The sequence below is a fragment of the Metasolibacillus meyeri genome (genome assembly GCF_003049505.1).
Taxonomy (GTDB): domain Bacteria; phylum Bacillota; class Bacilli; order Bacillales_A; family Planococcaceae; genus Metasolibacillus; species Metasolibacillus meyeri.
On record NZ_PYWN01000098.1, the window covers coordinates 1 to 23,232 of the forward strand.

The 23,232-nt window shown below is 38.0% G+C and carries 24 protein-coding genes and 1 pseudogene; 18 read left to right on the forward strand and 7 right to left on the reverse strand.

Features of this window, described 5'->3' with window-relative positions:
* Positions 1-51 precede the first annotated feature (51 nt).
* The 3 genes from C9J34_RS14305 to C9J34_RS14315 are packed head-to-tail and all read right to left on the reverse strand — an operon-like array spanning position 52 to position 2,773.
* Entirely contained in the window at positions 52-1,236 is a 1,185-nt protein-coding gene (locus C9J34_RS14305; protein WP_107840855.1) for an amidohydrolase, read from the reverse strand.
* Between the two features lie 21 nt (positions 1,237-1,257).
* Complete coding sequence (locus tag C9J34_RS14310) at positions 1,258-1,734, reverse strand: DinB family protein (RefSeq protein ID WP_107840856.1); 477 nt, start codon at positions 1,732-1,734, stop codon at positions 1,258-1,260.
* Between the two features lie 52 nt (positions 1,735-1,786).
* The gene (locus tag C9J34_RS14315; RefSeq protein WP_107840857.1) at positions 1,787-2,773 is read right to left on the reverse strand and encodes an ABC transporter substrate-binding protein; all 987 of its coding nucleotides are present in this window, start codon (positions 2,771-2,773) and stop codon (positions 1,787-1,789) included.
* Between the two features lie 144 nt (positions 2,774-2,917).
* Between C9J34_RS14315 and C9J34_RS14320 the strand changes: the two genes are divergently transcribed.
* From C9J34_RS14320 to C9J34_RS14330, 3 genes and pseudogenes are all read left to right on the forward strand, one after another.
* Positions 2,918-3,826 carry a LysR family transcriptional regulator gene (locus C9J34_RS14320; RefSeq protein WP_193769019.1) on the forward strand — a complete coding sequence of 303 codons (909 nt, stop codon included), beginning with the start codon at positions 2,918-2,920 and terminating at the stop codon, positions 3,824-3,826.
* Positions 3,827-3,841: 15 nt separating this feature from the next.
* Positions 3,842-3,979 (forward strand): annotated as a pseudogene (locus C9J34_RS14325) (class I SAM-dependent methyltransferase); the annotation flags it as partial.
* Between the two features lie 83 nt (positions 3,980-4,062).
* Positions 4,063-4,518, forward strand: coding sequence for a zinc ribbon domain-containing protein (locus C9J34_RS14330; protein WP_107840859.1), 456 nt, complete (start codon positions 4,063-4,065; stop codon positions 4,516-4,518).
* A 111-nt stretch (positions 4,519-4,629) separates the two neighbouring features.
* On the opposite strand, the gene C9J34_RS14335 is transcribed toward C9J34_RS14330, so the two are convergent.
* The 3 genes from C9J34_RS14335 to C9J34_RS14345 form a co-directional block, all read right to left on the reverse strand.
* Complete coding sequence (locus C9J34_RS14335; protein ID WP_107840860.1) at positions 4,630-5,397, reverse strand: putative periplasmic lipoprotein; 768 nt, start codon at positions 5,395-5,397, stop codon at positions 4,630-4,632.
* A gap of 16 nt (positions 5,398-5,413) precedes the next feature.
* The gene (locus tag C9J34_RS14340; protein WP_107840861.1) at positions 5,414-6,193 is read right to left on the reverse strand and encodes a putative periplasmic lipoprotein; all 780 of its coding nucleotides are present in this window, start codon (positions 6,191-6,193) and stop codon (positions 5,414-5,416) included.
* A 418-nt stretch (positions 6,194-6,611) separates the two neighbouring features.
* On the reverse strand, positions 6,612-7,721 hold the full coding sequence (locus tag C9J34_RS14345; RefSeq protein WP_107840862.1) for a mandelate racemase/muconate lactonizing enzyme family protein: 1,110 nt from the start codon (positions 7,719-7,721) through the stop codon (positions 6,612-6,614).
* A 37-nt stretch (positions 7,722-7,758) separates the two neighbouring features.
* Here C9J34_RS14345 and C9J34_RS14350 point away from each other — a divergent pair, with 37 nt between their 5' ends.
* From C9J34_RS14350 to C9J34_RS14390, 9 genes are all read left to right on the forward strand, one after another.
* Positions 7,759-8,985 carry an HTH domain-containing protein gene (locus C9J34_RS14350; protein ID WP_193769020.1) on the forward strand — a complete coding sequence of 409 codons (1,227 nt, stop codon included), beginning with the start codon at positions 7,759-7,761 and terminating at the stop codon, positions 8,983-8,985.
* 150 nt (positions 8,986-9,135) lie between these two features.
* The gene (locus C9J34_RS14355) at positions 9,136-10,233 is read left to right on the forward strand and encodes an amidohydrolase (RefSeq protein ID WP_107840864.1); all 1,098 of its coding nucleotides are present in this window, start codon (positions 9,136-9,138) and stop codon (positions 10,231-10,233) included.
* A gap of 198 nt (positions 10,234-10,431) precedes the next feature.
* Positions 10,432-11,289, forward strand: coding sequence for a DUF72 domain-containing protein (locus tag C9J34_RS14360; RefSeq protein WP_107840865.1), 858 nt, complete (start codon positions 10,432-10,434; stop codon positions 11,287-11,289).
* Entirely contained in the window at positions 11,289-12,110 is an 822-nt protein-coding gene (locus C9J34_RS14365; RefSeq protein ID WP_107840866.1) for a sulfite exporter TauE/SafE family protein, read from the forward strand. Before C9J34_RS14360 ends, C9J34_RS14365 begins: the two co-directional genes overlap by 1 nt.
* Before the next feature lie 165 nt (positions 12,111-12,275).
* Positions 12,276-13,637, forward strand: a complete 1,362-nt coding sequence (locus C9J34_RS14370) for a bifunctional metallophosphatase/5'-nucleotidase (protein WP_107840867.1) — start codon at positions 12,276-12,278, stop codon at positions 13,635-13,637.
* Between the two features lie 127 nt (positions 13,638-13,764).
* Entirely contained in the window at positions 13,765-14,865 is a 1,101-nt protein-coding gene (locus tag C9J34_RS14375; RefSeq protein WP_107840868.1) for an HD-GYP domain-containing protein, read from the forward strand.
* Between the two features lie 63 nt (positions 14,866-14,928).
* Positions 14,929-15,675, forward strand: coding sequence for a sporulation protein YunB (gene yunB / locus C9J34_RS14380; protein ID WP_107840869.1), 747 nt, complete (start codon positions 14,929-14,931; stop codon positions 15,673-15,675).
* 262 nt (positions 15,676-15,937) lie between these two features.
* Positions 15,938-16,861 carry a lipoyl synthase gene (gene lipA, locus C9J34_RS14385; protein WP_107840870.1) on the forward strand — a complete coding sequence of 308 codons (924 nt, stop codon included), beginning with the start codon at positions 15,938-15,940 and terminating at the stop codon, positions 16,859-16,861.
* A 30-nt stretch (positions 16,862-16,891) separates the two neighbouring features.
* Positions 16,892-17,209, forward strand: coding sequence for a YutD family protein (locus C9J34_RS14390; RefSeq protein ID WP_107840871.1), 318 nt, complete (start codon positions 16,892-16,894; stop codon positions 17,207-17,209).
* A gap of 144 nt (positions 17,210-17,353) precedes the next feature.
* Here C9J34_RS14390 and C9J34_RS14395 read toward each other — a convergent pair whose 3' ends face one another.
* A complete protein-coding gene (locus C9J34_RS14395; RefSeq protein WP_107840872.1) occupies positions 17,354-17,620 on the reverse strand; it encodes a DUF3055 domain-containing protein in 267 nt (88 codons plus the stop codon).
* 89 nt (positions 17,621-17,709) lie between these two features.
* Between C9J34_RS14395 and C9J34_RS14400 the strand changes: the two genes are divergently transcribed.
* The 6 genes from C9J34_RS14400 to nrdF all read left to right on the forward strand — a co-directional run bounded on the left by C9J34_RS14400 (position 17,710) and on the right by nrdF (position 23,053).
* The gene (locus tag C9J34_RS14400) at positions 17,710-18,159 is read left to right on the forward strand and encodes a DUF86 domain-containing protein (protein ID WP_107840873.1); all 450 of its coding nucleotides are present in this window, start codon (positions 17,710-17,712) and stop codon (positions 18,157-18,159) included.
* Entirely contained in the window at positions 18,159-18,923 is a 765-nt protein-coding gene (locus tag C9J34_RS14405) for a TIGR01457 family HAD-type hydrolase (RefSeq protein ID WP_107840874.1), read from the forward strand. Before C9J34_RS14400 ends, C9J34_RS14405 begins: the two co-directional genes overlap by 1 nt.
* Positions 18,924-19,396: 473 nt before the next feature.
* A complete protein-coding gene (locus C9J34_RS14410) occupies positions 19,397-19,627 on the forward strand; it encodes a glutaredoxin family protein (RefSeq protein ID WP_107840875.1) in 231 nt (76 codons plus the stop codon).
* Entirely contained in the window at positions 19,624-19,995 is a 372-nt protein-coding gene (gene nrdI / locus C9J34_RS14415; RefSeq protein ID WP_107840876.1) for a class Ib ribonucleoside-diphosphate reductase assembly flavoprotein NrdI, read from the forward strand. The genes C9J34_RS14410 and nrdI overlap by 4 nt, the downstream gene beginning before the upstream one ends.
* Positions 19,992-22,085: a class 1b ribonucleoside-diphosphate reductase subunit alpha gene (gene nrdE, locus C9J34_RS14420; RefSeq protein WP_107840877.1), complete on the forward strand. Its 2,094-nt coding sequence runs from the start codon at positions 19,992-19,994 to the stop codon at positions 22,083-22,085. Before nrdI ends, nrdE begins: the two co-directional genes overlap by 4 nt.
* Positions 22,073-23,053, forward strand: coding sequence for a class 1b ribonucleoside-diphosphate reductase subunit beta (gene nrdF, locus C9J34_RS14425; protein ID WP_107840878.1), 981 nt, complete (start codon positions 22,073-22,075; stop codon positions 23,051-23,053). Before nrdE ends, nrdF begins: the two co-directional genes overlap by 13 nt.
* Positions 23,054-23,232: the final 179 nt, after the last annotated feature.

Consider the following 23,232-nt stretch of genomic DNA (forward strand, 5'->3'; position numbering starts at 1 on the left):
CTTTCAAAGATTTTTTCATTTCTTACTTGACTTTATATAGTTAGTCTTTCATTAGTTTGTAGGGTGTAAAAATTTCACTGTAGCGGCAAGGAATACATTCATGCCGATAAGCAATGCCCCTTCATCAATTGTAAATTTTGAGTGGTGATGAGGATAAACAATGCCCTTTGCCTTATTGCCAGCCCCAATATTGAAATAAGTGCCTGGTGCGTACTGTAAGAAAGCAGAAAAATCATCTGCTGCCATATTCGGCTGAATTGTGTAGAGGGCGTCCTCCCCATATAATTCTGTAATCGCTTCTGCTACAAGAGCTGTTATTGCTGCATCATTAACGAGTGGATCATAGCCATAATGATAAGAGAAATCATATGTTGCCCCATGTGCCTCTGTAATACCTTTGACAATTTGCTCCATTTGTTTACGTATATCCTCACGCAATGCAGGCTGTATACAGCGAACCGTCCCTCCAAGTGTCGCATTTTCAGGAATTACATTATGTGTATAACCAGCATTAAACTGTGTTACAGAAAGCACAAGTGGCTCTGTTGGTTTGACATAGCGTGATACTAAATGCTGTAAATTTGTAACGATTTGTGAGCCAATCGCGATACTATCGATAAATGTGTGTGGTTCCGCAGCATGTCCACCTTTACCATGGATTGTAATATTGAAAATATCTGGTGAAGCGAGCATTGGGCCAACGATAACTCCGACTTTACCAACTTCAATAGGGGATTGCAAATGCGCTCCAATAATGGCATCGACATTATCCATCACACCGGCAGCAATCATTTCCTTTGCGCCACCTGGCGGCAATTCCTCAGCATGCTGGAAAATAAAGCGAACTTCTCCCGCCAGCTCTGCCTGATGCGCTGATAACACTTTGGCAACACCAAGGACAGTCGCTGTATGTCCATCATGCCCACAAGCATGCATGGCACCTGCTGTTTGAGAGGTAAATTGTAGATTGGTTTCCTCGTCAATCGGCAATGCGTCAATATCAGCTCGAATTGCTAACGTTTGCCCATGCTTTGCCCCAATTAGACGCGCCATCACACTTGTGGGCGTTGGTCGACTAATTTGTAAATGGTGGAAGGTTTGTAGCACCTTTTCAATATAGTCTGCTGTTTGATGTTCATGAAAAGAAAGCTCAGGGTGTTGATGTAAATACTGGCGCCATGCAATGACTTCCGGTTCAATTACTGAGGCTTCATGAAGTAATTTTGTGACTAACATATATAAAACAGCCCCCTTCAATTATTTGGCATTAAACTGTGAGCGATTACGTTCGATTTGTGTTAAATGCTTTTCTACATGCTTACAAATAAAATTATCAATAATATGTGCGACTGAAATAGGCTCATCTTGCTTTAAGCCATATTTTTGCCATTGCTCCTCCGATAATTTTGCAAGTAACGTAGCGTTATAATTTGTCAGCGTATCATACGTGGCTAACAGATCAGCTATCTCGCTATTGGAAAATTGTTGCACAGTAACCCAATCTTCGTGGGCGAATGTGACAAGCTGTGTGACAGGCTCTGCAATAATTTTGCGAAGGCGATAAGAATTAATAATATTCGAATCAAGCAAATGACCGATAATTTCTTGGATACTCCACGCTTGCTCAGTCGGTTTCCATGTTAATAGTTCTTCTGATACAGATTCTGCAACTTGGCGAATGTTTATTGCTGTTTGCTTATAATTTTCAATTGATTGTTGTCGATTATTACTCATTTTCAACTACTCCTATTTAGAAAAAGAGGGAGTGGATATCCCTCTTTAATCATTATTTTAGTACCTTGTTGATATATGTGTTGTCGTATACTTTACTAATATCTACTTCATCTTTAATTGTGGCTGTATCCAGTAAAATATCGGCAGTTGCCTGCATTGATTTCTCAACTTCATTTGTTACAGGTGTATTGATGTATTGTGTGTAGTCCACTAATGTTTGAACTAAATCGCCATCCATTTGCTTTAACTCTGCTAATAGCGTAGCGGTTTCTTCTTTATTTGCATTTACCCAATCCACTGTTTTTTGATAAACACGTAAGTAAGCCTCTGTTAACTCTGGATGCTCTTGAATAAATTGATCGCGACCAATCATCACTGCTGGTGCAACGATCCCCATTGTTTCTACACTTTCTAAAATGCGTGCACGATCTGCTTGAATTTCTGTTGTGACATAAGGGTCCCAAATGCCCCAAGCATCTACTTTGTCTGTTGTAAAGGCAGAGTAGCCTTCATCTGGCTGAAGCTCTACAAGCTTGACGTCTGCTAGTGTTAAATTATTTGCTTCTAATGCTTTAATTAAGAAAATATGTGCTGATGAGCCTTTTGCAATGGCGATTGTTTTTCCTTTTAAGTCAGCGATTGATTGAATTGGGCTATCTTTTTTGACGATAACACTGTTTTGATTTCCTTGTAAGCCAATTGTTGAAATCACTGTAAAAGGCATATTCGCTGCTTTACCTGTTACCACCGTGCCATCTCCAATAAATGAAAAATCTACGCGATTTGAAACAAGACCTTCTAGCAACGGTACACTGCTTTGGAAATCGTGCCACTCTACCTTCGCATTTAATTTTTCGAATTCTTCCTCAAACCAGCCTTTTTCTTTAGCAACAGCTAATAAAGTCAGCCCTCCATTTAAGGCGATATTCACGGTTACTTCCTCTTCTTTGTTGGCATCCTTGCCACATGCGGCTAATAGCAATGCAACAGTTACAAGTAATAAAAAGCTAGATTTAAATTTTTTGATTACTTTGTTCATAGTAAATCTCCATCCCCTTTAATAATGTTGTTTTGTGTAAAATATATGTGAAGCTATATTGGTAGTTTATTATTTCATAGTAAATTAGTAAAGATACTATGTTTTATGTTAATATAACTATAGGTTATGGTTGGAGGGTTTTATATGAATATTGAACAGTTTGAATATATTAATGCTATTGCCAAAACAGGCTCTATTTCAGCTGCTGCTGAGCAGTTACATGTTAGCCAAGCAGCAATTAGTAAATCTGTAGCGCGCCTTGAAGAGGAACTTGGGTTCAAGCTCTTTAAGCGCTCACGTACAGGAACAGCAGTAACACCAAGGGGTGCGATTGTCATTGAAAAGGCTTATCGTATTTTAATGACTATTGAAGAAATTAAAGAAGAGGCACAAATTGAAAAGCAAATGCTTGATGGGGAGGTACGTTTTTCCATTGGACCGAATTTTATGGCTGTTTTGACGAAATCGATTATTACTTTTAAGCAGGCACATCCAAATGTCGAGTTGACGATTATGAGTAAAAGTACAGAGGACGTGCTAGAGGATTTAAATGAGGATCGTGCTGATTTAGGACTTATTTATTTATATGAGCAAAATGAGGAACTAATGAAGGAGCTAGTCATCCATAAAATTATGGATTCAAGAATGGTTGTATGCACGGGAAAGGGGACACCTTTAGCTTCTAAAAAAAGTGTGACACCACAGGAGCTATTATCCTATCCATTTGTCAATATTGATGGAAAGTTTTCTAATTGGTATTTAGAGGATTTTAACAATAAATACGGTCCAGTTCAGCTAATTTTCAAATCAAATAATATCGAGCTGTTAAAGCGAACGATTGCGCAGGATATGGCGATTGGTATTTTTATTGAATATAGCATGTTGAATGACCCATTTGTACAAAATGGTGATATTGCGATTGTGCCATTAATCGATCATGAACCGAAGCATATTACGTTAGGTTGGGCCATCTCAGTGCACAAGCATTTCTCCATCGCTCAAAAGGAGTTTATTAAACATTTATTGCATGAATACCATAATTTAAATGTTTGAGTGCTATGCTGTTTGGATGAAGAAGGTATGTTTCATGAAACAGAATGGGATGGAAACAAAGGTGTTATTTTCCGTTCGAAAAAATATGACCCCCGTAATCAAGGAGGGCAACTTGTTTTTCCATCACTTATAGTGGATGCGGTGAAATATTAGATTAGAGATTTATTCATTAGCAACAAACGGTTGCTTTCTGTGTCGAAACGTTTCAGATAAAATAGAGGTGAGGTGAGGATAATATGGAGACGGCAGAAATTATTAAAGAAATAAGGAATAAAAATCAGTTATCACAAGGGGATTTTTCAGAAATTCTTTGTGTAACACGTCAAGCAGTTTCCAGATGGGAAACAGGAAAAACGACACCGAATTATGAAACATTAAAGACGATTTCCGAGAAATTTAACGTTACAATCAATACTTTGCTTGGTTCACCGAAAAGCTTGATATGTCAATGCTGTGGTATGTATCTTCAGAGCGATGATGTTGTAAGTAAGGAATTGGATAAGCATTTTAATGAAGATTATTGTAAGTGGTGTTATGTGGATGGTGAGCATCAATATAAAACGCTGGAAGAGATGTTAGACTTTCTAGTTCCTCTTTTAGTAGAAGAGCGTCAACAAGCGCCAGAAGTGGTTCGTCAGCAGTTAGAGAGTTTTCTGCCCACGCTTAAGCAATGGAAAAATAAAGAAGCATAAGAAAAGCCCTTGTCATCCAAATGTGATTGATGATAAGGGCTTTGTATTTTATCCCGTTTTCACAGGATGTGCTGAGCTGGTGTTCCTTTATTACCAAATTGAAGGTTCACTTTATTTTTTCTCACTAAATGTATGAAGCCAGTTTAAAGTATCTTCATTAAAATCATTTAATGTAAAGACGATTTCCTGTTGTGCCCACTTCACAAATGTTCTTGTTTCATCATCTGCATAAAAATGCATTTGTCCTATGATTTGTGGGCGAGGGTAGTAGCCACTTCCCGTACCATTTGTGATTTCACTAACTAAATCTTTTTCTTTAATCCAATCGACAAGCTCTTGCTCAGATTTTTCCATAGAATAAGCAAAAACGTACCATCCATGGCTGTCTGCCCAGTTGACGACACTTTCATCACCAGCAATGAATGGATAAATTAATTCAGGACCTGCATCTGCTACATAATCATCATGTAATGTAAGCTGCACCTTGATGTCATCATCTGCTTTGAATTCATCCTCATAGCGCGTAACGGTTAATTGACCGATATAGTAGCCATCTGTTATGTTCTGTGCATCGAGCATTACTTCTTCATCAAATTCATAAAACTCGAAAGTCATTTCACTTTCTTTAGCTGTTGTTTTAGCCGTTAAAAACTTACCTTCTGTTACAGGTAGATTTGTCGGTAGCTGTACTTGCCAATCAGTTGGGATAGCAGATTGAAAATCAGCATATTGATTTTTTTCTTCATCAACTTGATGATTTGTTTCGTTCCTATGGTTGTTTGTTTTATCAACGGGTTCTTTATTTGGCTCCCCATTCGAGTTATTGCTACAAGCTGCAAGTAATAAGGCACATGTCAAAATTAGTACAAGCTTTTTCATCATGATTTCCTCCTATTTATTTAGGGCTTGGAATGTTCACAGGCTCTCCCCATTGTATAAATGTATTGCTCGTCGTATCAGATATGCCACTAATTGTTGCTGTTGCAATGTAATAGGCACCTAAATAATTATTTGTAACCCAAAGTTGCACATCTGTGAGTACAGCACCACCAAGGTGAATTGGCCCTTCTGGTGCAAGATGCCATGCTGTATCGACGAAGGCGTCTGCATCGGGCACAGGGCCTTGCTCGATAACATGCCATGTAGGGGATTGTGCAAAGTTTTCAGCAATGACTAAGGGATGACCTAAAATGCGTGTTAATTTTACGACATTTGATGCAATGACTTCTTCCCCGTCACTTGGCTCATCTGTTTCCTCAATCCATCCTCTGTCAGGGATATTCATCCATCCTGTATCGCCATCAATGATGACTGAGCTATCTTCACTTTCAACGTACATTGAAAAATCAGGATTCCACTCGAAATCTACCTTTGAAGTACCAGTTGATGAGATGACTTTGTGTGAGCCACTACCTGCTGCGAGCATGGCATCTCCCATACAGGCTGCTAGCTTTTTCCCTTCAATCACTGCTTCTTTTGCAAATAATAGACCTTCACAAGAAGCAGGAAAAGTCGGCGTAGCAATGGTTTCCTCTTCCTCGATATCCTCTTCATAAGTGGCTGTTTCTTGTTCATTTTCTGTTTCGGTAGGGTTTGGCGCACTTTCTTCCTGTGGTGCACTACCGCAGGCTGCTAGTAACATCATGCAAAAGAGTAGTCCGAAAAGTCTTTTCACTGTAAAATGCCCTCCTATATTGAAAATTTTGAAAACTAATCCGTACAAAATAATAGTAATCCATTGTATAATGCGTTACAAGAACGACAAAATAAGGCTTATCATAATTCAGCAATGATTTTGTACCGAAAGTGTAGCGTCAGGCACAGAAAACTCCTACCTTCACAGATGAATGCTTCATTTGCCTTTTATTCAGAGGGTGTCTAAACGCCCGCTGAATCATGATAAAGCCTCCGGCGGATGTCACAGATTTTGAAGGGGAAATTTTCGAGCAAGCTCGAAAAAATCTGGACGCAATTACGCCGAGGCGTAATTGATTTAAGCATAAAATGGGATTTTATAGCGAAATCTACCTATATAAAGTATAATGCAAAAAGCCATCGGAAAAGCCTTGTACAAGCACTTTTCCAATGACTTCTTAGCATATAATACTTTGTTTCACAGTTAGCTTAGTAAGCGTGTTTTCATCAACATCAACGCCTAATCCTGCTTGACCATTTAAGCGAATAAATGGAATCTCAAATTGCAAATTACCAATGTCCTCGCTATATTTTAATGGGCCTGTTAGCTCCACACTCGTCATCGACTTTTTAGAAAAGGCAACATGATAGCCTGCTGCGGAGCCGACAGATGATTCCACCATCGAGCCAACTTGACATTCGATATTTGCCATTTCTGCCATAATTGCCAGTTTATTAGCTTTGTAAATGCCGCCACACTTCATAAGCTTAATATTTACTTTATGTGCCGCTTGCTTTTGAATAATTGTACGCATTTCTGCAATGCCAACAAGCCCTTCATCAATCATGACAGGCGTTGTTGTTTTTTGTTTAATTTCAACCATACCGTCAATATCATGTGCTACAATTGGTTGCTCAATCCAATCGAGGTGACAATTTTCAAGAAGTGCAAGCGCCTGCAATGCAGTGGCGCTATTTTTCCAGCCTTGGTTGACATCGACACGAATCGCGATTTCAGGACCGACAGCTTCTCTTACTGCTTGAATGCGTTTGACATCTTCCAGCATTTTTGCGCCAACTTTTAGTTTGAATGAACGATAGCCTTCTTCTACTTTATTGAGAGCCTCTTGTGCCATGACAGCAGGCTCTTGAATGCTTAACACATGCGTAATTGGAAATTCTTCATGGAAACGTCCACCGAGCAAATCATAAACAGGCATATTTAAGGATTTGGCAGCAGCATCATAGCAAGCGATATCGAGCGCTGCTTTGGCAGTTGGTGCAGCTAGAATAGCACGATCCATAACGTCATGAATTGCTTCCATATGAAGTGGGTTCATACCGATTAAACGTGGTGCTAAAATTTTCTCGATAATTTCAAATGCGCCATACATGCTTTCACCAGTCACATGCTCATCTGCTATACCTTCACCGTAGCCGATAACACCATTATCTAAAGTCAATTTGACGATTAAGGAAGGCATCGTATAATAAGTAGCATAGCTAATAATAAATGGCTCCTTTAGTGGAAGCTCAATAGCAAATAGTTCAATTTTTTCAATTTTCATGTCATACATCCTTTCTTTAATAGGGGGTTTTCTTTTTATGATAACAATTGCTTTAATCGGTTCAACAAGCTTTTGCCAGAAGGTGCAAGCGCTTGCTGCATTAGATTCTTCATATCATCTTGAGTGCTACGAATACAAAGATCCAGCTGAAGCACCTCAGCTAGTAAAAATGATTGAGCGCTGTGATGTATTAATGTTTTCAGGCTCGCTACCGTATGATTTTTCGAAGCAGCAACTAGAACAACTACAAATACCTGTTGTTTATTTACGTCAAGATGTACAAGCGTTAGCCATTACATTGTTAAAGGCTGTCCAATTAGGTTATTCTTTAATGCGCGTTTCACTTGATTACCGTCATGAAGAAGAGTGGCAAAGTTTATGTAATGACTTGCACCACCCACCTACTATGCAGACATTCTGCTTGCAAAGTGCGCAGCCATCGCAACCTGTATTGGCCTTTCATCGCAAGGCGTTAGATAGCGGTCAAATAGATTTAGCGATTACAAGTATTCATGCCGTATACGACCAACTTTGTGAGGAAGGCTATCCAGTTATCCGTATTATCGATACAGATAACGATATACTACATACGTTAGCTAAAGCAAAAGAGCAGGCATTATTAGTAAAAGCTGAGGCAGCTCAAATTGCTGTCGGCCTTATACGAGGCCAGCATTGCTCACAAGAGGAGTTAGCTGAATTTGCACAATTAATGGGTGCGGCATTGACTAAAAGAGAGCATGGCATTGCCGTATATTCGACAGTTGGCAAAGTAAAATCTGTCATTGCACATCCTTTATTTAAAAAATGGCATAATGCCTTACATGAGGATGTGCGAATCGCCTTTGGCAGCGGGCGTTCAATGGAAACAGCATACAATAATGCGCTTGTCGCAAGCTCCTTTCCACAAACAAAGAAATTTTACTTTATGGATGCTAAGCAAACATTGCATGGACCATATCCGATTGTAGAACAGCAATTAACACATTCTATAGAGCATCCGCAATTAGTGACAATCGCACAACGCGTCCATTTAAGTACGCAAAACATGTCACGTATTTTTGCCTATGCAGCATTGCAGCATAACGAGCCTTTTACAGCCGCACAGTTAGCGCAGTTTTTACAAGTAACGAGAAGGACGGCAGAGCGCATGCTAAAAAAATTGCATGATGCTAACTACATAACGATTATTGGCGAACAATCGGCTCATCGAAAAGGTCGCCCATCTGCACTTTATCGTTTTAAGCTTCCTGCTTTAACGAAATAGAAAATTACTTGCATATGTTATGCGTCTTTTTTTACAATAAAGAGAATGTCGCTAGATAGTCGCTAATTGTATCCTACAAAGCACAAGCGATGAAGTCAAGAACAAACGAAAGAATTAATAATATTGTGATTATGTGAGGGGGTTCTGCAAATGAAAGAGAAGATAATAAAAGTTTTTGAGCATTTACATGCAAATGGTGAGGTGAGCTGGAAAGAGATTGAAACAACGAACTACCTTGTTGCACTATTTGAGGAAGCGGGTTTTCAACCAAAGCGTTTCAAACATATTCCGGGCTTTTCGGTGGAAATTGGCGCTGGCTCACCGAAAATAGGATTGCGCGCAGATATGGACGCATTATGGCAGGAAGTCAATGGGGAAATGAAGGCGAATCATTCATGTGGACATGATGCGCATATGACAATCGTAACAGGTGTTATGCAGCAGCTAAAGGAAATGGGCGATATCGGTGGTACGGTGCGCGCTATTTTTCAACCAGCAGAGGAGCTTGGAAACGGCTCATTAAGCGTCATTAAAGAGGGTGTTGTGGATGATTTAGATTATTTTTACGGTGTTCATTTACGCCCGTTTGATGAAATCAGTTTTCCGAATTGTACGCAAGGGATTCAACATGGCTCATGTGTTTTTGTAAAAGGTGAGATTGGTGGATTAGATCATCATGGAGCAAGGCCGCATAAAGGAGTAAATGCGATTGAAGTGGCAGCTTCAATTGTGCACCATTTAGGGTTAACGTATACAGATCCGCATATTGCGGCAACAGTGAAAATGACAAATTTACATGCAGGTACAGAGAACTTTAATATCATTCCTGGTAAAGCAACGTTTGGTTTAGATTTACGTGCCCAAACGAATGCCGTAATGGATGAATTGCAGCACAAAGTAAAAACGATTTGTGCGCAATTAAGTGCGATGCATGATGTGCCAATTCAACTTGAGTTTTTTGACTATGTTCCTGCTGCGGCAGTGAATGAAGAAGCAGCTACACTCATGGCGCAATCTATTGAGCATGTGCTAGGAGTACCTGCCTTGTCAACGATTGTGACACCTGGAGCGGATGATTTCCATTTTTATACGATTGAGCGACCATATTTAAAGGCAACGATGCTTGGCTTAGGGGCAGATGTGACACCTGGTCTACATGATCCGTATATGGAATTTAATCATGAAGCGATTTTCAATGCTATTGAGATTTTAACAGATGTCTGTTTACGTACATTACAACAGAAATAGAGAAGGGAGCGGCTGTCTAAAATTTAGACAGCCATTTCAGGTTCAATGAGCGAATTCAGGCGTTGGTTGGGTGAAAACCTATGTTCAATGGGCGAAAATCCAGCTTCATTGGGCGAATCGGGACTTTTGAATGAATATATTCAACATGTCAAAATGTGTTATGATAAAGGACATGATAATAGTAAGGGGGGAGCGGAAATGATTTCGATTGGGCTAACTGGCTGGGGAGATCATCCTGCCCTATATTCGACGGTGACCACTGCTCGCGATAAATTATTTGACTATAGTGGACACTTTCCGATAGTTGAAGTGGATACATCTTTTTATGCCATTCCAAATAATCAAAATGTTGAGAAGTGGTGTCAGGATACACCTGATAATTTTCAGTTTATATTAAAGGCCTATCAAGGCATTACGGGGCATTTGCGTGAGGATTTACCATATGAGACGCGCAACGATATGTTTCAAGCTTTTTTAGAATGTGCGAATATGTTTCAGCGTTTTGGAAAACTGGCGATGGTACTCGTCCAGTTTCCACCATGGTTTGATTGTACAGCTAAAAATGTCAATTATATTCGCTATGTCAAACAGCAGTTACCTCATTTGCCACTCGCAGTTGAGTTCCGCAATCAAACTTGGTATGCGGCAGAGGTGCGTGAGAAAACATTGCAATTTTTACAGGAGCATGGTTTCATTCATACAGTTTGTGATGAACCACAGGCTGGTATTGGTTCTGTTCCATTAGTGCCGATTGCTACAGCAAATAAAGCGCTTCTTCGTATTCATGGGCGCAATATACATGGCTGGCGTAATAGTGGTAATGCGCATAATTGGCGGAAAGTTCGCTTTTTATATGATTATAATGAGGACGAGTTGCAATCGTTAGCTGCTCATATTCGGCAGTTGCAAGAGCAAACGAAGGATGTATATGTGCTATTTAATAATAATTCAGATTACCATGCAGCACCGAATGCACAGCGTTTAAAGGAAATCTTAGGCTTACATTTTGACAATTTATCACCGAAACAATTAAATATTTTTGAAGGAGAATTGTAATGGAATTCGTTTTGCTATTTATTATTGCGGTAGCTTCAGGTATTGTAGGGGCACTCGTAGGATTAGGTGGAGGCGTTATTTTAGTGCCTGCAACACTGTTTATAGGCATTAATTTAGGCCTTATATCAGATATTACACCGCAAACAGTAGTTGGTTTATCTGTTGTGATGATGATTTTTACAGGGCTCGCTTCAACGTTATCACAAATGAAATCAAATACGGTTGACTATAAAACAGGTCTTATTTTCTTTATAGGTAGTGTCCCAGGTACGATGTTAGGCGCATGGATTAATAAAGGGCTAGATTTACCATCATTTAATTTATATTTTGGTATTTTATTAATTGTTTTATCAATTATTTTATTAGTGCGTGATAAATTAAAGCCTGTTCGTTGGTTTGTAGAGCATGGAACGAAGCATACATATATAGATAGTGAAGGCAAAGAATATGTGTATGGCTATCCTATTTGGTTTGCCTTTTTATTAACATTTGTTATTGGCATCATGTCAGGTCTTTTTGGTATCGGTGGTGGATCGATGATTGTGCCTGCAATGTTAATTTTATTTTTATTCCCACCGCATGTGGCAATTGCAACATCGATGTTTTTAGTATTTTTAACGTCAATTGTAAACTCTGCTTCGCATATTTATTTAGGGCATGTGCCTTGGCTATATACTTTGCCAGTCATTCCAGGCGCCTATATCGGTGCGAAATTTGGTGCACAATTAAATAAAAAGTTAAAATCTGAAACATTAGTGCTGGTACTACGAATTATTTTATTGTTGCTAGGTATTCGTTCTATTATCGATGGATTATTTTAATGTAGCAATGTTTCTCTATATCGAAAGTAGAGCGTCAGTAATAACAAGATGTTTCCGCTATTAGATGGAGAGATGACTGTTTAGTTAGCGATGAATGGTTAACTTCCATTCGCTCGAAAAAATCTGGGTGTAATTAATTTTATTAAAAAAGGGTAGGTGTGCATTGTGCGAGAGAAAATTCATTTTTTTCATACGAACGATTTACATAGTCATTTTGAATTTTGGATGCGTACGCAAAATTATATTCATGCACAGCGTACGCTATTAGCTGCGCAAGGTGAGCCTAGCTTTTTAATAGATATTGGCGATCATATTGACCGTTCCCATATTTATACAGAGGCAATGAAGGGCAAGGGCAATGTGCGCATGCTGAATGAAGCCAAATATGATGTTGTGACAATCGGTAATAATGAAGGAATTACTTTTGCACATGAAGATTTAATGGCGCTTTATGAGCACGCCACATTTGAAGTTGTTGTTGCGAATTTGCAATCGATGGAGGGGCAGCAACCCGCATGGTTAAAACCCTATACGATTTTAACGACGAAATATGGTACGAAAATTGGTGTTGTCGGTGCTACTGCACAGTTTGAAGTATTTTATCGCTCATTAAAATGGCAGGTGACAGAGCCGAGAATTGCCATTATCCAGATTGTAGAGCAGTTAAAGGAGCAAGTTGATATCATTATTTGCTTATCGCATTTAGGCAAGACAGAGGATGAATTACTTGCTGAAGAGTGTACGGATATTGATGTGATTTTTGGCTCACATACACATCATTTATTTGAGACGGGAAAATATATTGGTGATGTGTTACTAACGGGTTGCGGGAAGTTTGGTCAATATGTAGGGCATTTAACAATGGACTTTGACCATCAAACGAAAAAGTTGGTAAAACAGGAAAAAGTCGTTGAATGTGCATTGCTACCTAGCCCAAAAGAGGAGCCTAATTTTTTGCAAGACTTGATGAATGAGGCACAACAAAAGTTAGATCAGCCTGCTTTTACAGCACCGAAAACGTACAATAAAGAGTGGTTCCATTATTCGCAGCTTTCCGATTTATTTGCAGAGGCAATTCTGCAGTATACAGGTGCAGACTGTGCCATGTTTAATGCGGGTATTTTTTTAGAGAATTTGGAGAAGGGCTATGTATCCGCATATGACTTGCACAGAATTTTACCGCATCCAATTAATTTATGTACGATAGAGCTTACTGGCACAGAGCTTAAGGAAATATATGTGCAATCAATGAACGAAGAATGGCCACAGTTACAATTTAAAGGACTGGGCTTTAGAGGGATTGTATTCGGCAAGCTGTTAACCTATCATTTCGAGTTGAATGCACAGCGTGAGCTTGTAATTAATGGAGAGGTTGCAGACTTACAGCACACGTATAAATTAGTGACACTTGATTTATTTACATTCGGCTATTTTTTCCCAAGTTTTAAATATGCTAAAAAGCATTATTATCTCCCTCTATTTTTGCGAGATATTCTAAAGTTGCATGGGCAAAATAAATTTAATTAAATAGAAGACCACATGTTATTTATCAAGTGAACAACAAGTATTTTTTTACTATACATCTATCTTATTTCGCTTATTACTTATATAATACAAGTAATGTATATAGTAGAATTGGGGTTAAATGATAAGTATGCGACTAATATCATTAAATGTTGTGAAGGAAGGCATGGTCGTTGGCAAGACGATATGGAATGAAGCAGGTCATCCACTCTTACACCAAGGCGTTGTTATAAATCAACGAATAATTGAAAGATTGCGACAATTGAATATTCGATATATTTATATAGATGATCTAATATCTGATGGCATTCAAATTGAGGAAACAGTCGACCCAATTGTTCGCCATCGAGTAGTAAAAGAAATGACTAAAACATTTGAGGTTGTTAGAAACCTTAAAGGTGCACAAGCATCGTATATTATTGAACAACAATCAAAGGCGATAAGCGGTATTGTTGAAGGGCTTTTAGATACGATTTTAAATAGCCATGAATTTTTGACTATTTTATCAGATGCCTATTTATATGATGAATATTTATACCATCACTCTTTCCAAGTAACATTATATTCAATTGCTATTGCGAAGGAATTAGGGCATTCCTACGAGGAGTTACGTTTAATTGGCATTGGTGCAATCTTGCATGATATCGGCAAATTATTAATACCAGCCGATATTTTAAAGAAACCAGGTGCTTTGACAGAAGAAGAATATAATGTAATGAAATTACATACTCGCTATGGCTTCGATTTACTGCGTAATCTACATTCGATTTCACTCTTGGTAGCACACTGTGCATTCCAACATCACGAACGCTTAGATGGCAGTGGCTACCCTAGAGGATTAGTGGAGTTTGAAATTCATCCATTTGCTAAAATTATTGGTGTAGCTGATGTATTTGATGCGGTTACATCAAATCGTATTTATCGAGAAAAATCGTTACCTACAGAAGGTATGGCAATTCTTGAAAAGGATGCAGGAAAATTGTATGATGTGAAGGTTGTTGAAGCGTTGAAAAAATGCATTGTTCATTATCCTAATGGAACGGTAATTACTTTATCTGGTAATCGCCGTGGCATCGTTTCACGACAAAATGAGTTATATCCGGCAAGGCCATACGTAAGGATTTTTGAAGAGAACGGTGAGATGCTCGTCGCTACATATGAAATTAATTTAGCAACTGCACCAAATGAAACAATTGAAAAAATCGACACAGAATTTATTCCTTCTGAATAGTTATCCCTTCTTGCTCATACGAATAGAGCAAGGGGGATTTTTCTGTTTCTACAACGAAGGAAAATGCGATTTAAAAAGTATAAAAAAAGAGGAAATACGGCTGTTTTTGTCATTTTGACACTGATACTTGTTATTATTTTATTTTTATATTGGATAAATGCTCGTTTAATGCCGACCTATTTGCAATATGCCGAGGTACAAACGAATAAAATAGCCTCTTTTGTTGTCAATAAAGCAATTAATGCGCGTACTTCTGGTGTAATGGATGTAAATGATATTATTGAAAATTTGCCATCAGGCTCAAGCGACATGATTACGACCAAATTTAATACAGAAATTATTAATCGCGTTCGGGCCGAGACACAATCGCTTGTAAAGGAATATTTACAGCAAGCAGAAAATGGCGATTTAACTCATTTACCTAATTTGGAAAATGTCGAATATGATGTCGGGAAAATGGATACAGGTGATGGTATTGTTTTTTTTGTACCACTTGGGCAAGCTGCTAATCTGCCTTTGTTAGGGAATTTAGGACCAAAAATACCGATTCGCTTTCACATTATTGGAAATGTGCATAGCGATGTGGAATCAACAATTCGAGAATTTGGGATTAACAATGCCTATGTCGAAATTAGTATTCATTTGGAAGTAAATGTTCAAATTATTGTACCATTTGCTAGCAAATCATCAACGGTAGAGCAATATATTCCAGTAGCTATTGGCCTAGTGCAAGGCTCCGTTCCACATATTTATACAAAGGGAGGAGAAGGCGTACAGCCATCTTTGGAAGTACCAGTACCTTATGACTAGTGAATCCATTATCTTTGTCCAGTTATGAGTAAGTGGAAGTTCACCTGAAATCGTTACGATATGAGACAATGGCTTAAACTATGTTATGAAGGCTTCTTTTTAACCGCTGTAGGCTACACAGTTATTGCGCTCTGAGATGTTCAGCAAGCCATACTTATAAAGATGTGAATATTGTGCTGAATTAAGATAAAAAGTTGTTGTAGCGCATGGAATATGGTACATTGACTAAAAGTACTATAGTTTTTGATAGGGGCGAAACTGAATGACATCTTGTAAACCTACAGCAAAAGAAGAACATTTACGTAAACCAGAATGGTTAAAAATAAAATTAAATACAAACGATCAATACAAAGGCTTAAAAAAATTAATGCGCGAAAATAACTTGCATACAGTTTGTGAGGAAGCGCGTTGTCCAAATATTCATGAATGTTGGGGAGAGCGTCGTACAGCAACGATGATGATTTTAGGTTCAGTATGTACGCGTGCATGTCGTTTTTGCGCGGTGAAAACAGGCTTGCCAACAGAGCTAGATTTAGCAGAGCCAGAGCGCGTAGCAGATTCTGTAAAAATTATGGATTTAAAGCATGTCGTTATTACGATGGTGGCACGTGATGATTTGAAAGATGGTGGCGCAGAAGTATTAGCAGAAACAATTCGTGCGATTCGTCGTAAAAGCCCAGCAACATCTGTTGAAGTATTGCCATCTGATTTAGGTGGTACCGAGGAAAATTTACAAATGGTGATGGATGCAAAACCCGATATTTTAAATCATAATATCGAAACTGTACGCCGTTTAACACCAAGAGTGCGTGCACGTGCCAAATACGATCGCTCCTTGGAATTTTTACGTCGTTCAAAGGAAATGCAGCCAGAAATCCCAACGAAATCCTCTTTAATGATAGGTCTTGGCGAAACTTGGGATGAAATTTTAGAGGTAATGGATGATTTACGCGCAAATAATGTTGATATTATGACAATTGGTCAATATTTACAGCCGACAAAAAAACATTTATCTGTTAAAAAATATTACTCACCGCTTGAATTTGGAAAGCTTCGTAAAATTGCGATGGAAAAAGGCTTTAGCCATTGTGAAGCAGGTCCATTAGTGCGCAGTAGCTACCATGCGGATGAGCAAGTAAATGCAGCAACAAAAGAACGTCAAGAACAGGCAAACGTAAACGCCTAAGGAATGTGTGAATAGATAGGTGGGTTTTCAATGATTGTTGCGGAAGGTTATATGTATGAAGTGATTGAAGATGTGCGAGAAGGTTTTAATGAAGAAGCCTTTTTAGAGCGCTTTTCCGACATTTTGACAAAATACGATTATATCGTAGGCGATTGGGGCTACGGTCAACTTCGTCTAAAAGGATTTTTTGATGATAAAAATCATAAATCAACATTTGACACAAAAATTAGCACATTTGAAGATTATTTATTTGAGTATTGTAACTTTGGCTGTGCCTATTTTATTGTCCAAAAATCAGGGCGTGCACCACAGCAGGAAGTTGCGGAAGAGATTGTAGAAGAACTATAAAAAAGAGGTTGTAGGACTTTTCCTACAGCCTCTTTTCATATGTGTAGCATCACGTGCGAGAGTGTTAAACTAATGTGCGAATTTATACTGCTTGCGTGCGAAACGTCTCTGTTAACGTGCGAATCATTACTTTCGAACTAAAGCTTAGCTCAACAATTCCGTTAAATAAGCGCGTAAATCAGTCGTTTCCTCTTCGCTGCGATTGTAAACATGCTCTAAGTATCCTGGTTCCTCTACATCATCAGGGCCAATAATAGCAAAGCGCCCAAATTGAATATCTAAAACGAGCACTTTCCCAAAAAACCGACCGCTTTGTAATATAGCTAAATCATAGCGCTGCGTTTTACCTGCAAAGCTAACGAAGCGTGTTTTTGTATCTTCGACATCATCATATAAGAAAAATCTTTCCATTTATATTTCTATCTCCTTCCGTATCTCTAGAATATGTTACTATAGATAAGAAAACACTATCAACTTTTTAGGTACTAGGAGGCGTTTGAATGTATTTTGTAGATCGAAATAAGGTTGCATTAAACTTACAACATTTAGATACATTGCTAGCCATTTTTGAAGGACAGGACAATTGGCTAGAAAATGATGTGACAAAGCTAGCGCTTGAGCGTATAGGTCATAACGTAATGGAGTCGATGATGGATGTCGGCAATTTAATGATTGATGGCTTTATTATGCGCGACCCAGGTAGCTATGAGGACATTATTGATATATTAGTAGATGAGAAAGTCATTTCAGCAGATATGGAAGCCTCTTTAAAAGCTGTTGTCGGCTTACGTAAAATGCTTGTACGCGAATTTATTCAAGTAGATGATGAAGAAGTCGTAAAAGTGCTAACAGGCTCTCTAGACGCTTTAAAACAGTTTTCAAGTAAAGTGCAAAATTATTTAACAAATGAGCTTGGTCCTGTATCCGCATTTTTACCAGAGGATAAATAATGAGACACTATAAAGCTTATTGTTTTGATTTAGATGGGACCGTTTACCGTGGTGATCAAGGAATTGAAAGTGCTGTTGCCTTTATTCAAAAATTACAGAGAGAAGGTATTGAGCCTTTTTATGTAACGAATAATGCGGCGAAAACACCACAACAAATACAGCAAAAATTAGCGACTTTAGGTATTGAAGCGCCTTTACACCACATTTATTCGAGTGCGCTTGTGACAGCTACATATATCGAACAGCATTTTCCACAAGTGAAAGTACAGGTGATTGGTTCAGACGGTATTCGTGTTGCTTTAAAGGAAAAAGGAATACATATAACGAATGATGTAGATGTAAGTGTTGTCATTATGGGGCTGGATCAGCAAGTAGATTATACGAAGCTGGCTACTGCTTGCATAGCCATTCAAAATGGAGCAAAGTTAATCGGCACAAATGGGGATATTAAATTTCCAACAGAGCAAGGCTTCGTTCCTGCAAATGGCTCCTTCGTCCAGCTTGTGGCAAACGTTGCAGATGTGGAGCCTATATTTATAGGGAAGCCGTCCCCAATTATGCTGGAAGCTATCGCGACAGAGCATCATTATTGTAAAAATGATATGGTCATGATTGGCGATAATTATCAAACGGATATTTTATGCGGTATTCGTTTTGGTTGCGATACGGTTCATGTGAATACAGGTGTTACTTCTACAGCACAAGTGCAATTGCAAGAAAAACAACCAACTTATTGCTTGAATTCATTAAGTGATTGGGAATAGAATGATGTTATAAAAACTATATCAAAATTATTTTGATATAGTTTTTTGCTGGCTGTTAAAATTTGAGGACAAACAAATTAAATACAATAGGTATTTATGATGATTTTCAAAATGGAATATATGTTTTCATGAAAATTAAAAAATTGCAAGAGTTGTTTTTTTAAAATCGAGTATGTTACAATAAATGCAGTTCAAAATAAACACTATATATAGTGTAGTGTTATGAAAGAATGCACTACATATAGAAAATATAATGAGAATAGCCATATAAAGGCTTTTCCTCGTGTTTTAGCAAGTATCCATGTCTAGTTTTTGTTCAGATTATAAGCATATATAGCGATGAGATTAATGAAAAAATGAAATTTAGTTTTCAAAATATAAGAATTGTTCGCAATAATTATGTTAATAAATGAAGAATGATGCATTTCATAGGTACATGCTTTGCAAAAAATCAATAGGAAGAGGTTGTCGTAATGATCTTGTACACAAAAACAGTTTGTCCAAAATGTATGTTTGTTAAATCGGAGTTAAATGAAGCTGGTTTAGAGGGGCGCTATGAAACGGTTAATATCGACTTAGATACTGAAGCAAAAGAAAAAATCGTCAATGCAGGTTTTTTAACAGTGCCTATTTTAGAAATCGATGGTCAGCTAATCCATGATTTTTCACAAATTAACGAAGAGATTAGCAAGCTAGTTGGATGATTGTCTTTGCAAGCAGGACAGGGAATGTGCGCTTTATTATCAATCAGCTCCAATTACCTAACATCGAAATGACAAAGGGGCTCAAACTTACTGAGCCCTATTTATTATTTACTTATACGGATGGACTTGGTACTGTGCCACAAATAGTAGAGGAATTTTTACAAGACAATGCCGAATATTGCAAAGGCGTTATTGCAAGTGGTAACTCCAATTTTGGACATCATGTTTTTTGTGGCTCTGCTGACAAAATAAACGCTGCTTATCAAATACCCATTGTTCGCAAAATAGAGCTTCGAGGCTTTACACACGATTATGAAGCGATTCGGGAATATTATCAAACAGTAATTAAAGGTGGGAAAACGACTTGAAAGAGTATTTAAAGCTCAATAATGATTTACTGAATAGTTATAGCTCTACAGGCATTTTAGATTTAGACAAAGATAAAGAGGCAACACGTAAATATTTTTTAGAAAATGTAAATGTGAAAATGCGCTATTATATCGATTTGGAAGAAAAGCTGAAATATTTAGTCGATGAAGGGTACTATGAAAGAGACTTTTTGGAAATGTATCCGATGGCGTTTATTAAAAAGCTATTCAAAATAGCTTATTCTTATAAGTTCCGCTTTCCATCTTTTATGAGCGCCAGCAAATTTTATGAAAGTTATGCGATGAAGAGTCGTGACAGTCAGGAAATTTTAGAGAAATATGAAGACCGCATTGCGATTATCTCTTTATATTTAGCGCAGGGAGATCAAGACCTTGCAGAGCGTGCTGTACGCAGCATTATGGAGGCATATCAGCCAGCGACACCAACTGCCTTAAACAGCGGTAAAAAGGCGCGTGGTGAGCTTGTAAGTTGCTTTAAATTGTCAGTTGACGATACGATGAATTCCATCGCAGAAAATATCGGCTATTGTTTAGAGCTATCTCGCTTAGGTGGAGGCGTAGGAACATTGCTAACCGATTTGCGCCCATTAGGTGATCCGATTAAAGGAATTTTAAATCGTGCGAGCGGTGTAATGCCTGTTGCTAAGCTATTAGAAAACTCTTTCTCTTATTCCAACCAACTAGGTCAACGAAATGGCTCAGGGGTGGTTTATTTAAATATTTTCCACGGTGATATTGAGGAATTCATTTCATCAAAAAAGCCAAATGCTGACGAAAAGATTCGCTTAGCAACATTATCTACAGGGGTAATTATCCCATCGATTTTCTTTGAGCTGATGAAGCGTGATAAAGATATTATTTTATTTAGCCCATATGACATTTACCGTGAGTACGGCAAGCGCATGTCAGAAATTAGCATGTCAGAAATGTACTATGAATTGCTTGATAATCCAAACATTCGCAAGCTAAAACGTATTAACGCACGCAAGCTTTATACAGAAATTAAGAAAACACAATTTGAATCAGGTTACCCATTTGAGGTATTTGATGATAATGTGAATAATAATCATGCCTTAAAAGGCTTAGGTCGCGTGAAAATGTCGAATTTGTGCACAGAAATTTTACAAGTACAATCCACGAGCGAAATTACAGATATGGATCAGCCAAACGACTATGGCTTAGATGTATCGTGTAACTTAGGCTCAATCGACATTCACCGTGCAACGAAAAGCGAGCACTTTGATGAGTTAGTAACGACAGGTATGCAGCTATTAACAAATGTATCGTTAATGACAAATATTAAAAATGTACCATCTGTAGCGAAGGCCAATAAACTAATGCACTCAGTTGGTCTTGGTGTCATGAACTTACACGGACACTTAGTACAATCGAATATTTTATATGGCTCACCACAATCAATCGAATTTGTTGATTACTTTATGGAGGCATTAAACTTCTATTCGCTACAAGCATCGATGCAAATTGCAAAAGACAAAGGCGAGACGTTCTATCGCTATGAGGATAGCGAATATGCAAATGGTCGCTATTTTGATGCGTATATAACAAAAGAGGATAAGGAGCCATCTGCTATCGTCAAAGAAGCACTAGGCAATGTACCTGTGATTACAGCAGCAATGTGGCAAGAATTGAAGGAGCAAGTGGCGGAGCATGGCGTATTTAATGCTTATCGTTTAGCTGTTGCTCCAACTGGTAGTATTTCTTATATTCGCAGCAGTACAGCTTCACTTGCACCATGTACAGAACGTGTGGAAATTCGTGACTATGCGGATAGCCGTACAATTTATCCGATGCCGTTTTTAAACAATGATAACAGACATTTATATGTGGAAGCATATGAAGTAGATCCATATAAGTTAATCGACCTATATGTAGCTGCACAAAAACATGTCGATCAAGGGATTTCAATGACATTGTATGTAACGGATCGTTGGACAACAGAGCAATTAGCGAAAATCTATATTTATGCTTGGATGAAGGGCATTAAAACCGTGTACTATGTACGTCAACGATTACAAACGTTAGAGGAGTGTGTATCATGCTCGATTTAAAACAATATGAGGCGGTTAACTGGAACAAGCCGACAAGCGATTTAGCAAAAGTATTTTGGGATCAGCAATGGAAGCAAATGTGGCAGCCAGAGGAAATTGCGGTCTCCAAGGATATTAAGCAGTGGAAAGACTTCGAGCATCAAGATACGTACAAAAAAGTGTTCGGTGGCTTAACATTACTAGATACAGTGCAAACGAATATCGGAATGAACGAAATTGCGAAATATAATAATGATTTGCAGGAAAAAGCGGTACTAACTGTTTTTGGCTCTTTTGAAGCAATTCATGCGAAATCATATTCCTATATTTTTACAACACTTTGTAATAATGATGAAATTGATGCCGTTTTTGAATGGGTCAAGAAAAATGAATTTTTACAATATAAAGCAAATCGTATAAGCGATGTTTATTTAGCAATTAAAGAAGATGATGATGAATCCTTATGGAAAGCGATGTTTGCTTCTGTTATGCTCGAAAGCTTTTTATTCTATTCAGGCTTCTTCTATCCGCTTTATTTAGGTGGACAAGGTACTTTACGCAACAGTGCCGAGGTTATTTCACTTATTTTACGTGATGAATCCATTCATGGTGTAGCAATTGGCTTCTTTGCGCAAAATCTGTTCAGAAAGTTCTCGCCAGAAAAGCAAGATGAGTTAAAAGTATGGGGCTACGAGCTACTGTTAGACTTATACCAAAACGAAATGAAGTATACGGAAGATATTTATGCGGAAACAGGTCTTTCACCAGAAGTGAAGGCATATGTTCGTTATAATGCTAATAAAGCGTTAATGAACTTAGGTTTAGACACAATGTTCCCAGAAGAGGAAGTGAACCCAATCGTTATGAACGGTATTCGCAACGAAGGCTCAACATACGATTTCTTCTCTCAAAAAGGCTCAACTTATGCACTGGCAAAAGTACAGCCGATTACAGATGATACATTTAATTTTAATTTTTTAGAAAAATAATGCTTGATGGCAGGCTGTCTAAAAAGGGAATACCTTGTTAGACAGCCTTATCTTATACATTAAATACTTGCTAAATAATTTGACTGTTGTATCTGAAAATTATTCAACAAAGAAATTTTCTACATCTTTAGGCTTTGAAACTTATGGTTCGGAATAAAATGCATTAAAATTCAATGCGC

Bases quoted from the DNA above. Each gene is read 5' to 3' on its own strand.
- C9J34_RS14305 (WP_107840855.1), bottom strand. From the start codon at position 1,236: ATGTTAGTCACAAAATTACTTCATGAAGCCTCAGTAATTGAACCGGAA.
- C9J34_RS14310 (WP_107840856.1), bottom strand. From the start codon at position 1,734: ATGAGTAATAATCGACAACAATCAATTGAAAATTATAAGCAAACAGCA.
- C9J34_RS14315 (WP_107840857.1), bottom strand. From the start codon at position 2,773: ATGAACAAAGTAATCAAAAAATTTAAATCTAGCTTTTTATTACTTGTA.
- C9J34_RS14320 (WP_193769019.1), top strand. From the start codon at position 2,918: ATGAATATTGAACAGTTTGAATATATTAATGCTATTGCCAAAACAGGC.
- C9J34_RS14330 (WP_107840859.1), top strand. From the start codon at position 4,063: ATGGAGACGGCAGAAATTATTAAAGAAATAAGGAATAAAAATCAGTTA.
- C9J34_RS14335 (WP_107840860.1), bottom strand. From the start codon at position 5,397: ATGAAAAAGCTTGTACTAATTTTGACATGTGCCTTATTACTTGCAGCT.
- C9J34_RS14345 (WP_107840862.1), bottom strand. From the start codon at position 7,721: ATGAAAATTGAAAAAATTGAACTATTTGCTATTGAGCTTCCACTAAAG.
- C9J34_RS14350 (WP_193769020.1), top strand. From the start codon at position 7,759: ATGATAACAATTGCTTTAATCGGTTCAACAAGCTTTTGCCAGAAGGTG.
- C9J34_RS14355 (WP_107840864.1), top strand. From the start codon at position 9,136: ATGAAAGAGAAGATAATAAAAGTTTTTGAGCATTTACATGCAAATGGT.
- C9J34_RS14360 (WP_107840865.1), top strand. From the start codon at position 10,432: ATGATTTCGATTGGGCTAACTGGCTGGGGAGATCATCCTGCCCTATAT.
- C9J34_RS14365 (WP_107840866.1), top strand. From the start codon at position 11,289: ATGGAATTCGTTTTGCTATTTATTATTGCGGTAGCTTCAGGTATTGTA.
- C9J34_RS14375 (WP_107840868.1), top strand. From the start codon at position 13,765: ATGCGACTAATATCATTAAATGTTGTGAAGGAAGGCATGGTCGTTGGC.
- yunB (WP_107840869.1), top strand. From the start codon at position 14,929: ATGCGATTTAAAAAGTATAAAAAAAGAGGAAATACGGCTGTTTTTGTC.
- lipA (WP_107840870.1), top strand. From the start codon at position 15,938: ATGACATCTTGTAAACCTACAGCAAAAGAAGAACATTTACGTAAACCA.
- C9J34_RS14390 (WP_107840871.1), top strand. From the start codon at position 16,892: ATGATTGTTGCGGAAGGTTATATGTATGAAGTGATTGAAGATGTGCGA.
- C9J34_RS14395 (WP_107840872.1), bottom strand. From the start codon at position 17,620: ATGGAAAGATTTTTCTTATATGATGATGTCGAAGATACAAAAACACGC.
- C9J34_RS14400 (WP_107840873.1), top strand. From the start codon at position 17,710: ATGTATTTTGTAGATCGAAATAAGGTTGCATTAAACTTACAACATTTA.
- C9J34_RS14405 (WP_107840874.1), top strand. From the start codon at position 18,159: ATGAGACACTATAAAGCTTATTGTTTTGATTTAGATGGGACCGTTTAC.
- C9J34_RS14410 (WP_107840875.1), top strand. From the start codon at position 19,397: ATGATCTTGTACACAAAAACAGTTTGTCCAAAATGTATGTTTGTTAAA.
- nrdI (WP_107840876.1), top strand. From the start codon at position 19,624: ATGATTGTCTTTGCAAGCAGGACAGGGAATGTGCGCTTTATTATCAAT.
- nrdF (WP_107840878.1), top strand. From the start codon at position 22,073: ATGCTCGATTTAAAACAATATGAGGCGGTTAACTGGAACAAGCCGACA.